This is a genomic window from Nitrosomonas sp. Is24 (assembly GCF_033063335.1).
Lineage (GTDB): Bacteria > Pseudomonadota > Gammaproteobacteria > Burkholderiales > Nitrosomonadaceae > Nitrosomonas.
In genome coordinates this window covers 2,676,946-2,690,855 of record NZ_JAWJZG010000001.1, presented here as the reverse complement: position 1 = coordinate 2,690,855, position 13,910 = coordinate 2,676,946, and the positions used below count along the sequence as shown (strand labels likewise).

The following is a 13,910-nucleotide window of genomic DNA, read 5'->3' as shown; positions in this document are numbered from 1 at the left end:
ATTGTAACAGCGTATAATCCGGCCTTTCTTTTGTCATTGGTTTTATGTCGACGCTGACCTGGATCATTACCGCCAGCTTGCTGGGCGGGATATTGAGTTTACTATTTGCCGCAATACTGGCACTCAATGCCCGGATATCGTGGCTTTCCATGCTGGTATCGTATGCCATCGGTGCCTTACTGGGCGCTGCTTTTCTGAATACTTTGCCCGAAGCGCTTGAACATTCGGACGATCCAAAGCAAATAACGCTCATCGTATTGCTCGGTATTTTGGTGTTTTTTATCCTGGAAAAGCTGGTGCTATGGCGTCATTGCCATTTGGAAGATTGCGAGGCGCATGACCTGTCACACGCGCCGGTAGCTGCGGTTTCATCCGCTGCCGGTCACCACGGACACGATCATGATCATGGACGCAGCGGTATGATGGTGATTGTCGGGGATACTTTCCATAATTTTGTCGATGGCATCTTGATCGCCGCTGCCTTCATGGTGGATGTGCAGTTGGGAATCGTGACATCGATTGCGATTATCGCCCATGAAATCCCGCAGGAAGCGGGTGATTTTATTATTCTGTTGAATTCAGGCTATACGCGCCGCATGGCATTTCTAATGAACCTGCTATCCAGTTTTGCCACGCTCGTGGGCGGTGTGCTGGCTTATTTCATGTTGCATAATATGAATTTTCTGGTGCAACCGTTACTGGCGATCGCTTCGGCGAGCATGATTTATGTGGCGATGTCGGATCTGATTCCCGGTTTGCATAAACGCCCGGAGATTCATGCGACCATCCAACAGGTGACATTGATTTTACTGGGCATCGCTTCGATCTGGATCATGGGAGGATTTTTTCCGCATGATTGACGCGATGCTCAAAGAGACTTTACTGACGAGGTATTCCACAATGAAACGATTCATAATGCTGTTATTGCTGCTTTTTTGTACCAATACGGGGTATGCGCAAGAGGACAAAAATATTCTCGAAAAAACTGAAAGCAGCGCACGCGCATGGTTAAAGCTAGTGGACAGCGGTGATTATAAAGATAGCTGGGAGAACACATCGCCGCTATTCAAGGGGAAAACTTCCGAAGGCGCATGGATTAAATCGATCACTGCGATCAGAGCGCCGCGTGGCGCAATAACCGCGCGTTATATTGCAACTGCGGGTGCGACCAAGTCGCTATCGGGATTTCCCGACGGAGAGTATGTTGTGCTGCAGTTTTACACTACTTTCGGGGAGAATGGTCTGGCATTGGAGACCATTACGCTGGCAAAAGCAAAAGATGATACCTGGCAAATTGCCGACTATGAGGCCAAATAAAGGATTTCGCTGTATCCCGGATCAGCTGACTCCCTTGAATCCCTGGGAAATCCGGTAATAAACACGCCGCACCGGTGTGCCGTAGCGTTCGATGACCCGGTACTCGATAGGGCCTGGGTGATTCAGCATGTGGTTAATGTCATTTTTTTTCCGGGTTTTCTCCAAATGGCGGCGTTTCATACCCACCTGAATGATAGGGCGGTCAGCTGCTTCCTGCGAAGGCAGCCAGTATTCGTACATGGCGCCGCTGTCGCCAAACATATTGCGTGATCGGATATCCAATGGATCGTCGCCGTGCGTATAAAAATATAACGCGCTGGCAACGGACCATTTGCTCATGCCGACAATAATCGGTTCCTGACCGGTCTGGTGCCTCACTTCCGCGGCAATCTGCTTGATTTCACCCGCCGTCTCCCGCCAGAAATAATGTTCCGTGAACATATGATAAGGTACACCTGGTATTCCCAGCACCACGTAGTGCAATACGAAAGCATAGACAAAAATGCAGCTGATGATGGTCAATCGCCAGCTGGCTTGAATCCGTCTGGCGAAGGCGCTGACTTGATCTGTTTGGCCGATCATCCAAGCGATGGCGGGTAAAACCGCGAGCCAAATCGGTCCGGTCCAATGAACACGCGGTGTTTCAAAAGTGCTGATGGCGAAAAAAATACAAAGCGGAACGCCGGTGAAGATCTGTACAAATAACTGACGTCTGCGTTCGAATGGCCGATCCCCGGAGGGTTTATTCGAAAACAAGGCGAGCAGCGCCGCAGCAAAGCCGATCGGGGTAAGTAACACCAAAATGTGAAAAATTAAAAAATGCACGGCGAATTCATGGTGATCCGTCAGCAGCTGGTTCGATTGAAAGACAAACGATGACCAGTCATTCTCATAGTTCCAGATAATGACCGGTGAAAAAAGTAATAACGCCAGCAATGCCGCCAGATAAGGATGAAAACTTTTCATCCAGCGCCGCGCGGTTGGATCTAAGATGACGAACACCAGCGCCGCGATACCCAGTAATCCGATCGTGTATTTGGATAATAATCCGGCGCCGAAAGCGATACCCATGCCCAGCCAAGCCGTGCGCTGACCGGCAACCAACGCGCGTTCCATGTAATACAGCGTGGCAGCCCAAGCCGCAACCAGCGGCGCGTCAGGCGTCATGAGCAGACCGGAACCAAATCCCAGCGGTAGAATGGCCAGTAATAACAAAGTGCGCATCGCGGTGGATTTGTCGTACAGATTCTGCGCCAGCGCATACAAATAACCCAAGGTGATCGAGCCGCATAGCAGTGCGCCGATGCGTACGCCAAATTCATTATTACCCACGACAGCGGTGCCGAACCAGATTAACCACGCCACCATGGGCGGGTGATCATAGAAGCTCAGGTCCATGTGTTGCGCATACTGCCAGTAATACGTTTCATCCGGTATGAGTTGCGCCAGGCCGAAATAAACCAGGCGTAACAATATGGCAAACAGCACGATGCCGATCGCCGCGGTGCGCCAGCGTATATCCAGCGAGGGCAAATCTTTTTCGCTGGGGAATACATAAAAGGCCGAGCCCAGATAATTGACCGCCGCAGTGGCCACGATAGCCGGAAATATGGCCAGTAAAGGCGGTATATGCCACACATAAACCAGCAGGGCCAGGACACCGCCGCGTAGTAATAATGCAAGCGCGCCGACGGTCAGAAAACGGCCGAATTGATGCCATTTGAGATAACCCGCATGATGTTCGCGGAATGACCACTTTGAATTGAACGTATAGTTGGTGACCGCGGCGACGAAGAAACTGATGAAGTGAGCCAGCGCGAGTCCGGCGTCACGGCTGATCATCCACTGAAAAACGACGGCATCGATCAGTGCGCCGAATAATCCAACCGCGGCGAAACGTCCGGCGGTATTCAGTGTAGCTGTGCCGCCCGCCAAAGTGATCAGACGTTGAACATAGGCTTGCTGGTGCGACAATGATAATTTGAAAGAGCCCTGCGCGCGGTCGCGAAAACAAATCGGCACCTCCATGACGCGCAATTTCCCTTGATTGACCATGAGCAATTCGAGCAGGATTTTGTAACCGCGCGTATGGTTGGAAATGCTGGCAGCCAATTCACGGCGGAAGGCAAAGAAACCCGAGGTGGCATCGTTCACATCGCACAGCGGGCGGGCTATCCAGCTGCCAGCACGAGATAATAATTGCCGATACAGCGGCCAGTTTTCCGTGCTACCGCCTGCCACGTAGCGGCTGCCGATCACGACATCGCAGTTTCCGTTCAGAACCGGCGTAACAATTGCCGGTAACTGTTCCGGCGGGTGGCTCAGATTGGCATCCATGACGACAATGACATCACTTTTGGCTGCGGCTATGCCGGTGAGAATCGCGGCAGTCAGATCGGGTTTCTCGCGCCGTTCAATGAGATGAACGTTAGACTGATTTCTCCACGCGCGCACTTTGTCCGGTGTGCCATCGGTAGAACCGTCGTCAACGAAAATTACTTCAAAGCTATCCGGGGCAAAGTTAAGTGCGGATAAACGAGTTAGCAGTAAATCAATATTCCCGGCTTCATTCAATGTGGGCACTACAATCGAAAATTGAGTCATGTAGTTCCACAGATTAACGTTGAGGCGTGGCGATTGGCGGCATGATTTTATTTTTGTAGCTTCTGGTATTTATTTACCGCTTTATTATGGTCTGCCAGGTTAGTGGAGAATTGAGATTCCCCATTACCTTTGGCCACGAAATACAGCGCATCCGTTTCAGCCGGATTCACTGCCGCACGAATGGAAGCGAGGCTGGGCAGGGCAATCGGGGTGGGCGGCAAACCTGCGCGAGTATATGTGTTGTATTCCTGATCCGCAAGCAGATCTTGTTTGCGCAAATTACCGTTAAACTGTTCGCCCATGCCATAGATGATGGTGGGATCTGTCTGTAACCGCATGCCTTTGCGCAGCCGGTTGATAAATACACCGGCTATTTCAGCGCGATCACTCTCCAGGCCGGTTTCTTTCTCAATAATGGAAGCCAGAATGAGCGCTTCGTAAGGCGAGGTTAGCGGCAACGATCCGGCGCGTGACTCCCAACTGGTTTGCAGGTGATTTTGCATGGTGCGGTAGGCGCGCTGCAAGATGTCGATATCGCTGTTGTCGCGCACAAAAAAATAGGTATCGGGGAAGAACAATCCTTCGGCAGCACTTTCAGCCGCGCCGATCAAGTGTAAAATTTCCGGATCACTGAGTCCGGCCGTCTGATTTTGTATGGCCGGATGTTCATTTAAGGTTTTTCGCAGCTGCGCAAACGTCGAACCTTCAAGAATTCTGATTTCATGCTGCTTGGCATCGCCCTTGGTCAGATAGTTTAACAGCGCGATCTGGGTGATATTCTCGGTCAGCAGATAGTCTCCGGCCTTGATGGCGGATTCCAGGTTCAGGTAACGCGCCAATAGAATTAGTGACCATTTGGTGTGGATGACACCGGCATCGGCCAACTGCTGGGCGGTTTGTTTCAGGTTGCTGCCATGCCGGATAGAAAATTCATACGGCTTGACCGGTAGCGTGATACTGGAATGAACATGAAGATAAAACCATCCGATAAGCAGGAGGGTTGCGAAAAACGCGTAGAACAGGAGGCGTTTCAGCGTGTGCATGCGCCACAGATGATGATTTATACGCTACGGAAAACGAGTGTTCCGTTAGTCCCTCCAAACCCGAAGGAATTGGATAGCGCAACCTTGATATTCATGTCTCGCGCGGTATTGGGAATGAAATCCAGATCACACTGCGGATCCTGATTGACCAGATTGATGGTTGGCGGTGCAATGTGCTGATGGAGCGCAAGTACGGAGAAAACCGCTTCCACGCCACCGGCCGCGCCGAGCAAGTGCCCGGTCATTGATTTCGTTGAGCTAACTGCCAGTTTCTTGCTATGTTCACCGAAGCAGCGTTTGACTGCAATGGTTTCGGCGATATCACCCAATGGAGTGGATGTGCCGTGTGCATTGATGTAATCGACTTCCGTAGTATTAATGCCCGCATTCTTGAGCGCATTGGTCATACAGCGTGCCGCACCCTCGCCATCGTCGCAAGGAGCGGTCATATGGAATGCGTCCGCGCTCATGCCAAAACCGGCCAATTCCGCATAAATTTTTGCGCCGCGCCGTTTGGCGTGCTCCAGTTCTTCCAGTACCAGAACCCCCGCGCCTTCGCCCAGAACAAAGCCATCGCGGTCGACATCCCAAGGACGGCTGGCAGTTTCCGGATTGTCATTGTTTCCAGATAATGCTTTTGCCGCTGCAAATCCGCCGATGGCCAGCGGCGTTACACAGGATTCCGCGCCGCCGCACACCATGACATCGGCATCGCCGTACTCAATCATGCGGGCTGAATAGCCGATGCTATGTGTGGCCGTGGTACAAGCGGTTACGATTGCGATGTTGGGTCCTTTATAGCCATACATGATGGATAAATTACCCGCGATCATATTGATAATGGTGCTGGGAATAAAGAATGGAGAGATTTTACGCGGTCCACCTGCATGATACGCTGTATCGGTATTTTCGATCATCGGCAAGCCGCCGATACCGGAACCGATATTGACGCCGATTTTTTCCGCATCAAGATGGGAAATATCATCGATACCCGCGTCTTTGACGGCTTGAATTGCGGCTGCCATGCCGTAATGGATGAAAACGTCCATGCGGCGCGCTTCTTTTACAGAAAGATATTGGTGAATATCGAAATCTTTCACTTCGCCTGCAATTTGTGAAGCAAAACTCGATGCATCAAAACGGGTTATCCGGGTGATACCGGATTTTCCTGAGATGATGCCCTCCCATGCGCTGGATACTGTGCTGCCTACAGGCGACACAATACCCAATCCGGTAACGACTACCCTGCGTTTGGACAAAATAACTCCGCTTACTTATTCTTGAAAAACAAAATACTAACTGGCGCTGGTATTGGCGGTGACGTAATCAATCGCTTCCTGGACGGTATTTATTTTTTCAGCTTGCTCATCTGGGATTTCACATTCGAATTCTTCTTCCAATGCCATAACCAGTTCAACCGTATCGAGCGAATCTGCTCCCAGGTCGTTGACGAAAGATGATTCATTTTTGACTTCTGCTTCATTAACACCAAGTTGTTCAGCTACAATTTTTTTAATACGCTGCTCAATATTTTCCATCTAGGTATTTCCTTCTCAGGTAAGAAAAATGCGTGCCATTCTAACAAATTTTAAATGCCAGCAAAACCAAAACATGACTGCGGTCACATAACTTCCTATTTAAGTTTTTAATTAGGTGGCGCATTATAAAGAACTTTTTGTGATTGTTTTGTGATTAATCTGATTTTACGATCCGATTGAATCAATCTATTCCGTTTCTGTGTTAATCCATATACATGCCGCCGTTCACGTGCAGTGTCGTGCCTGTGATATAGCCTGCGGCGGACGATGCCAGAAAAGCAACGGCTGAAGCAACTTCTTCCGGACGGCCTAATCGCCCCAGTGGAACGTGTTGAATCAAGCTCTGCTGGAATTCATCAGCCAGCGCGCGGGTCATGTCGGTATCGATGAAACCGGGAGCAACGCAATTGACAGTAATGTTGCGGCTGCCCACTTCACGCGCCAATGATTTACTGAATCCGAACATCCCCGCTTTTGCGGCGGCATAATTGGCTTGCCCCAAATTGCCCATCGCGCCGACAACAGAGGAAATGTTGATAATGCGGCCGTAACGGGCTTTCATCATGGCGCGGAGAACTGCGCGGCTTAACCGGAATACTGATTTCAAATCGGTTTCCAATATATCGTCCCATTCCTCGTCTTTCATGCGCACCAATAAATTGTCCCGTGTGATGCCGGCGTTATTGACCAGTATTTCCACTTCACCGAATTTTTCCCGTATGGTTTGGAGGGCGTGATTGATTTGCTCGGCATCGTTGACGTTTAAAGCAATCCCCATTCCTTTGATACCGGATTTTTCCAAATATTGATTAATCGCGCTGACACCGTTTTCCGTGGTTGCGGTTCCGATCACGACAGCGCCCGATTGCCCCAATTTGATTGCGATGGCTTGCCCGATACCCCGGCTGGCGCCCGTGATCAACGTTATCTTATTTTCCAAAACCATACCTCCTTAAATCGAGCCATGATAATGTGTTACGAATGTTCATTTTAATGCTATGTCCTTAAATGGTTAATCGCTTGTTTGACGGCTTCACCATCTGTCAGCGATAGCTGCTGCAGGTTTGGGTCAATGCGTTTGTTGAGTCCGGCCAATACTTTTCCCGGGCCGCATTCAACAACATGCGTAACGCCGTTGGCGGCAAACGCTTTGACGGTATCCACCCAGCGAACCGGGCTGGTGAGCTGGCGAATCAGAATTTCTTTGATATCCGCGGTATCGCTATGCGTTTTTACATCGGCATTATGTAGAACCGGGATGCGCGGCGGTTGCATGGTCACATGGTCTAGCTGCTGCCGCATGCTGTCAGCCGCCGGTTTCATCAGTGAACAGTGCGACGGGATGCTCATGGGCAGCATGATGGCGCGTTTCGCTCCCTTCGACTTAGCCAGTTCGATTCCCTGCACAATGGCATTCTTATGCCCGGCGATGACGATTTGTCCCGGTGAATTGAAGTTGGCCGGTTCAAGCGATTCTTCACTGTTTTGACTGGCGATATCACGGCAGATGGTTTCGATGATTTCATCGTCCAGTCCCAAAATCGCCGCCATGCCGCCAACACCTTCCGGCACGGCTTGTTGCATGGCTTGTGCGCGAAAACGCACCAATGCCAAGGCATCGGCAAAACTCAATGCTTCCGAGGCGACCAGCGCGGTATATTCACCCAAGCTATGCCCGGCCATCAATGCCGGTGGCTCGCCGCCCAGACTTCCCCAGGCGCGGTACACTGCGATCCCTGCGGTCAGCATGAGCGGTTGGGTATTGATCGTCAGATTGAGATCATCCGCCGGGCCGTTAACGACCATGGACCAAAGATCCTGCTTAAGGATATCGGACGCTTCTTGAAAGGTTTCCTGAATGACGGGTAAATCGCTGTACCCATTCATCATGCCGACGGATTGCGATCCTTGGCCCGGAAATACAAATGCAAATTTCATAAATCACCAACGCAGTAAGACTGCTCCCCATGTAAAACCACCGCCGACACCTTCCAGTAAAACCAATTGATCGCGCTGAATACGTCCGTCACGCACAGCCATGTCCAGTGCGAGCGGGATGGAAGCGGCGGAGGTGTTGCCGTGCTTGTCCACGGCTACAACCACTTTGTCCATCGGCAATCCAAGTTTTCTGGCGGTTGATTGAATAATCCGGATATTCGCCTGATGCGGAATCAGCCAATCGATATCGGTGGATTGCAAATTGTTTTTTGCCACCGCTTCCTGTACGACTTCTTCCAGCACTTTGACGGCGAATTTGAATACAGCATTGCCTTCCATGTTGATATAAGGCGTGCCTTGTACTTTTCCCCCGCTGATGCTTCCCGGTGCGGAAAGAATGTTGCTATGGCTGCCGCTGGCGTGCAGATGCGTCGATAAAATACCGGGTTGATCGCTCTGCGAAAGTACGACTGCTCCTGCGCCATCACCGAATAACACACAAGTGCTGCGGTCATTCCAATCCATTATTTTCGAATAGATTTCACTGCCTACTACGAGCGCATTGCGGCATTTGCCGGAACTGACAAACATATCGGCTGTGGCAAGCGCATAAACAAAACCGCTACAGACAGCCTGCACATCAAAAGCCGGACAATTTTCGATGCCCAGCTTGTTTTGCAAAATACAGGCGGTGCTCGGGAAAATCATATCCGGCGTCGTGGTGGCGACGATAATGAGATCGATGTCCTGACCGGTTACACCGGCAGCCTGCATGGCATTCTGACACGCATACAGCGCCAGATCGCTGGCCACTTGACCTTCTCCGGCAATATGCCGCTGCGTGATGCCGGTGCGCGTGCGGATCCACTCATCGCTGGTATCCACCATGCGTTCCAGATCAAGATTAGTGAGAATTTTCTCCGGTAAATAACTGCCTGTTCCAGTGATTCTTGAATACATTATCGTATTATTTCTTTAGAGGAAGTTTGAGAATGACGGGAGAACTCGGCTACCCGTTCACTAATGCGCCGCAGCATGCCGCCGCGCACCTCGTCGGCGGCGCGCTTGATGGCAAAACCAAAAGCATATTTGTCCGCCGAGCCATGGCTTTTAATCACGATGCCGCGTAAACCCAGGAAACTGGCACCGTTATAACGCCGGTGATCAACGCGGCGCTTAAAGGAGTTGATGACCGGCATCGCAATGACACCGGCGAGTTTTGTCAGCAGATTGCGTTTGAATTCCTCACGCAGATAGGCTGCCAACATTTGTGCTAAGCCTTCGGAAGTTTTTAGCGTGATGTTGCCGACAAAGCCATCGCATACCACGACATCCGTGGTTCCTTTGTAAATATCGTTGCCTTCCACGTTGCCATAAAAATTGAGACCGCTATTGCGCAGTAATTCAGCCGCCTGCTTGACTATTTCATTGCCTTTGATTTCTTCCTCGCCGATGTTGAGCAATCCGACGCTTGGGAAGGCTTTATTCTCTACCGAGGATACCAGGGATGCGCCCATGATGCCAAATTGGAACAAGTGTTCCGCCGTGCAATCGACGTTAGCGCCCAAGTCCAGCACGTAAGTGTGGCCGGTACTGGTCGGCAATATTACCGCCAGCGCCGGGCGGTCAACGCCTGGGATCGTTTTTAAGACAAAGCGGGAAGTAGCCAGCAACGCACCAGTGTTGCCAGCGCTGATACAAGCCTGCGCTTCACCGGTTTTGACGAGATTTATGGCGACACGCATGGAGGAGTCTTTTTTGCCGCGCAAGGCTGTGGCCGGTGATTCATCCATGCCGACAACTTCACTTGCCGGATGTAAGCGGATTCTTGGGCCAAACTCGGATTTAGCGGCGCGCAGTTCTGCCTCGATGGCATCGGGAATGCCGACTAAAATAATATTGGCTTCAGGGTCCTGGCGCAAATATTCGAGCGCGGATGGAACGGTCACGTGGGGGCCATGATCGCCCCCCATACAGTCTATTGCTACAGTGATATCCAATTTCGGTGCTCTTGCGGCTGGAAGAAGCTATAGTTGATGCGATCTGTAGCAATAAGAATTGTGTTTTTAATCGTTTTTGGTTTTAACCACTTTTTTGCCGCGATAATAGCCGTTAGGGCTGATATGATGGCGTAAATGCATTTCTCCCGTGCTTGACTCTACCGCTAATGGCGGATTGGTCAAAAAATCATGTGAACGGTGCATGCCGCGTTTTGATGGGGATTTTTTATTTTGCTGGACTGCCATGTGAATAACTCCTTGAACTCAATTTTTCTTTTTTAATGCTGCCAATGCTGCAAAAGGGTGTGCCGGTTGTGTTTTATCAGCTAAGCCGTTACCGTTTGATTTCAGTTTAAACATGCTGCATTCGTTATCCGCGTGACGCAATGCGATCGATAAGCTGAGAATCACTTCATCTTCAATTAAATTAAAAACATCCAGATCAGGGGCTGCTATAATCGCATCAATCGTATCGTCATCATCGGCCAGTTCCAGCTCTGTTTCGTTTTTAGCCAGTATCAGAAACGTCTTCAAATCAATATGATGCACTAGTTTACCAAGACAGCGTTGACAATGAAGATGGATTTTTCCAGTTATTTCAACGTATATCCCCGGCCTTTCATTCTTGTCGAATTGGCCGCTGATTTGATAGATTAGCTCCCCTTCCTGATCAAATAACAGATCATGTAAGCGCACAAGCTCAACCAACGGGATTTTACCATGACGACTGCCCGCATTACGCACAAAATCCAGAGAGTCTATGACTAACCTATCAGACATAAGGCGCGCATGTTATATTTTTTAAACCTAAGTGTCAAAAATTACAGAAGGAAATTTTGAAAACACAAAACATTACCCCGCAAATTATACTGGGATCCAGTTCGATTTATCGTAAGGAATTACTGCAACGGTTGCAGCTTCCCTTTGAAACGGAACATCCGGATATTAATGAGACACCGCTGCCCAATGAATCGCCCGAAGAAACAGCAGTGCGTTTGGCTGAGGCAAAAGCGCGTGCCGTGGCGAAGACTTATCCGCATGCCTTAATTATCGGTTCCGATCAAGTCGCGGCATTGGGGAATATTCCACTCGGCAAGCCCTTGAATCATCAGAATGCGGTAAAACAATTGCAACTGGTTCGAGGTAAAGAGGTTGTTTTTTATACCGCTTTATGTCTGCTGAATAGCGCGGCGGATCGTTTGCAGTCGCGTGTCATTCCTTATCACGTCAAATTCCGCCCGCTGAGCGACCAGCAAATTGAAAATTATTTGTGCAAAGAGCAGCCTTATCACTGCGCCGGTAGTGCAAAATCCGAGGGACTGGGGATTGCGCTCATTGAACGCATGACCGGGGATGATCCGAATGGCCTGATCGGATTGCCGCTCATTGCGCTGGTGGATATGCTGATGGCTGAGGACGTTGGAATTTTATAAAGTTTGATTTTTTTCATAAACTTCTAAATTGCAAATAGCATCATTCTGTGGAATGATTGCGCTTAAATGAAATTTTCATTTTTTATAGATTAAATACTTTATGCGGAAATATTCGGCTTATCCAATCATCTTTATGCTTATTGTCAGCATATTGACGAATGGATTGAGCTTATCGTTCAGAGGTGAAGTATTTGCCCATGAACTGGATCATGTCCGTCAATCCTTGTCCGCCGATCCTGCAACGCATTTGGAGCTGCATCGCAATAATGTGTCGTGGGAAGGTGTCGATCTCGACGCGACAACGCACTTGTGCCTGCATTCGGCAGGGCAATACCAGCCGTTTTTCTTTCATTCTTTCCCCTTGATTCCCGATGTAGTTGTGACGGAAGTCATGGTGGTGTTCATTTCTTCCTTGATTCCCGAGACAATCCCGGATTTGCCCCTGCGTCCTCCGCGCGCCCTTCGTTTGCTATAAACCAGATTTTAAAAAGTATTTTTTGTGGATGGATGGTAATAATCCATAGTTATGCAAAAAACAGATCAGTTCTGATTTTTCGATGATCCGTTTCACATTTGCATAGCATAGGTTTATGCGGAGGATTTATGACATTGAGCGGCTTATCGATCGCGCCGTGCTATTGGGCGGTATCCGGATTGCGGCGTATCTTGCCGGGGTTCTTTTTTTTACTGGGTTTTTCGTTCCAGGTCGATGTCAGCGCCGATGCTTTCGGCGTTGCGCCTGACGGTATCAAAAGTCAAACAGCAGACTCGTCCGCGCATGAGACGGGTGATCTCACGTTGCGTGACGCCGTCAATCTGGCTTTGCTTCGTAATCCCGAATTGGCGTCGTTTGCCAAGGAAATGCGCGCGCTGGAAGGGGCTACCCTGCAAGCGGGGTTACTGAGAAACCCGGAATTGTCGGTGAATGTTGAGAATCCCGGGAATATACAAAAGCTGAGCGGCGACATCAATTCGCAGGATTCGGTATCGCAGGAGGTGGTGCAGCAGTTGACCACCATCCGTATCGGGCAATTGATAGAACTGGGCGGCAAACGCGCCGCCCGGGTTGGCGCCGCCCGGTTGAATGAGGAACTGGCTGCGCGGGACTATGAGTCCAGGCGCGTGGAAATCATAGCCCGGGTGGCTAATGTGTTTACCGAAGTGCTGGCCGGCCAGGAACGGCTCAAGCTCGCGGAGGAAACCAGGCAGCTGGCGCAAAATGTGGTGGATACCGTGGTTTTGCGGGTGCAGGCAGGCAAGGTGCCTCCTATTGAAGAAACCAGAGCCAAAGTCGGACTGTCTACGGCGCGCATCGAATTCGAGCAGGCGCAACGGGATCTGATTTCCGCCCGGAAACGGCTTGCCTTGCTATGGGATAGCGCCGTGCCGCAGTTTGCTAAAGCCTTGGGGACTCTGGAAACATCGATTGCACCGCCCGATTTTCAAACGCTGCAAGACCGTGTGCTAGAAAATCCGATGGCGCTGCGTGCCATGAAAAACATTGAACATCGCAAAGCGCTGGTCGAAGTCGAGCAGACCCGCCGCATTCCCAATCTGACCCTGAGTGCCGGTGCTGTGCATCATGCGCAATTGGGCGGCACCACGGCGGTCGCGGGCGTGATGATTCCATTGCCGCTCTTCGATCGCAATCAAGGCAATCTCAAGGAGGCTTATCAGCGCGTGGATAAAGCCGTTGATGAACAAGTGGCGACCGACATACGGCTTAGAACCGAGCTGGCGCAATCGTATGAAACGATGTCGGCGGTGTGGAATGAAATCAATATTCTGCGCGATGAAATCTTGCCCGGCGCCCGGAGCGCCTTCAATGTGATGCGTAGAGGTTATGAGCTGGGAAAATTCGGTTTGCTGGAGCTGCTCGATGCGCAGCGCGTGCTGTTTCAGAATCAACTGCTCTATGTGCGTGCGTTGGCAAACTATCAGCGCCTGATGAACGACATAGAACGCCTGATCGCAGCGCCTATCGATAGCATCAAGCCCAAGCATGAAATCAACGGACGTTTGCCTTAACAGCGGAAA

General features: G+C 50.4%; 15 protein-coding genes. 5 read left to right on the top strand and 10 right to left on the bottom strand.

Annotation, left to right across the window (positions count from 1 at the left end; all coding sequences use genetic code 11):
- Nucleotides 1-44 precede the first annotated feature (44 nt).
- Together R2103_RS12325 and R2103_RS12320 are read left to right on the top strand one after the other, a co-directional pair.
- Nucleotides 45-860, top strand: coding sequence for a ZIP family metal transporter (locus R2103_RS12325; protein ID WP_317531684.1), 816 nt, complete (start codon nt 45-47; stop codon nt 858-860).
- Nucleotides 861-900: 40 nt separating this feature from the next.
- Entirely contained in the window at nt 901-1,317 is a 417-nt protein-coding gene (locus tag R2103_RS12320) for a DUF4019 domain-containing protein (RefSeq protein WP_317531683.1), read from the top strand.
- A 21-nt stretch (nt 1,318-1,338) separates the two neighbouring features.
- On the opposite strand, the gene R2103_RS12315 is transcribed toward R2103_RS12320, so the two are convergent.
- The 10 genes from R2103_RS12315 to R2103_RS12270 all read right to left on the bottom strand — a co-directional run bounded on the left by R2103_RS12315 (nt 1,339) and on the right by R2103_RS12270 (nt 11,220).
- A complete protein-coding gene (locus R2103_RS12315) occupies nt 1,339-3,921 on the bottom strand; it encodes a glycosyltransferase family 39 protein (RefSeq protein WP_317531682.1) in 2,583 nt (860 codons plus the stop codon).
- A gap of 47 nt (nt 3,922-3,968) precedes the next feature.
- A complete protein-coding gene (mltG, locus tag R2103_RS12310; RefSeq protein ID WP_317531681.1) occupies nt 3,969-4,964 on the bottom strand; it encodes an endolytic transglycosylase MltG in 996 nt (331 codons plus the stop codon).
- 17 nt (nt 4,965-4,981) lie between these two features.
- Complete coding sequence (gene fabF / locus R2103_RS12305; RefSeq protein ID WP_317531680.1) at nt 4,982-6,223, bottom strand: beta-ketoacyl-ACP synthase II; 1,242 nt, start codon at nt 6,221-6,223, stop codon at nt 4,982-4,984.
- Between the two features lie 36 nt (nt 6,224-6,259).
- Nucleotides 6,260-6,502, bottom strand: a complete 243-nt coding sequence (acpP, locus tag R2103_RS12300; protein WP_090316324.1) for an acyl carrier protein — start codon at nt 6,500-6,502, stop codon at nt 6,260-6,262.
- Nucleotides 6,503-6,704: 202 nt separating this feature from the next.
- Nucleotides 6,705-7,448 carry a 3-oxoacyl-ACP reductase FabG gene (gene fabG, locus R2103_RS12295; RefSeq protein WP_132424288.1) on the bottom strand — a complete coding sequence of 248 codons (744 nt, stop codon included), beginning with the start codon at nt 7,446-7,448 and terminating at the stop codon, nt 6,705-6,707.
- A gap of 50 nt (nt 7,449-7,498) precedes the next feature.
- Nucleotides 7,499-8,440 (bottom strand): ACP S-malonyltransferase, encoded by a 942-nt coding sequence (gene fabD, locus R2103_RS12290; protein ID WP_317531679.1) that lies wholly within the window; start codon nt 8,438-8,440, stop codon nt 7,499-7,501.
- Between the two features lie 3 nt (nt 8,441-8,443).
- The gene (locus R2103_RS12285; RefSeq protein ID WP_317531678.1) at nt 8,444-9,400 is read right to left on the bottom strand and encodes a beta-ketoacyl-ACP synthase III; all 957 of its coding nucleotides are present in this window, start codon (nt 9,398-9,400) and stop codon (nt 8,444-8,446) included.
- A complete protein-coding gene (plsX, locus tag R2103_RS12280) occupies nt 9,400-10,440 on the bottom strand; it encodes a phosphate acyltransferase PlsX (protein ID WP_317531677.1) in 1,041 nt (346 codons plus the stop codon). Before plsX ends, R2103_RS12285 begins: the two co-directional genes overlap by 1 nt.
- Nucleotides 10,441-10,506: 66 nt before the next feature.
- The gene (gene rpmF / locus R2103_RS12275; RefSeq protein WP_132424301.1) at nt 10,507-10,686 is read right to left on the bottom strand and encodes a 50S ribosomal protein L32; all 180 of its coding nucleotides are present in this window, start codon (nt 10,684-10,686) and stop codon (nt 10,507-10,509) included.
- 18 nt (nt 10,687-10,704) lie between these two features.
- Complete coding sequence (locus R2103_RS12270; protein ID WP_317531676.1) at nt 10,705-11,220, bottom strand: YceD family protein; 516 nt, start codon at nt 11,218-11,220, stop codon at nt 10,705-10,707.
- A gap of 56 nt (nt 11,221-11,276) precedes the next feature.
- Here R2103_RS12270 and R2103_RS12265 point away from each other — a divergent pair, with 56 nt between their 5' ends.
- The 3 genes from R2103_RS12265 (at nt 11,277) to R2103_RS12255 (ending at nt 13,901) form a co-directional block, all read left to right on the top strand.
- A complete protein-coding gene (locus R2103_RS12265; protein WP_317531675.1) occupies nt 11,277-11,873 on the top strand; it encodes a Maf family protein in 597 nt (198 codons plus the stop codon).
- Between the two features lie 133 nt (nt 11,874-12,006).
- The gene (locus R2103_RS12260) at nt 12,007-12,348 is read left to right on the top strand and encodes a hypothetical protein (protein WP_317531674.1); all 342 of its coding nucleotides are present in this window, start codon (nt 12,007-12,009) and stop codon (nt 12,346-12,348) included.
- Between the two features lie 128 nt (nt 12,349-12,476).
- Nucleotides 12,477-13,901, top strand: coding sequence for a TolC family protein (locus R2103_RS12255; protein ID WP_317531673.1), 1,425 nt, complete (start codon nt 12,477-12,479; stop codon nt 13,899-13,901).
- Nucleotides 13,902-13,910 lie beyond the last annotated feature (9 nt).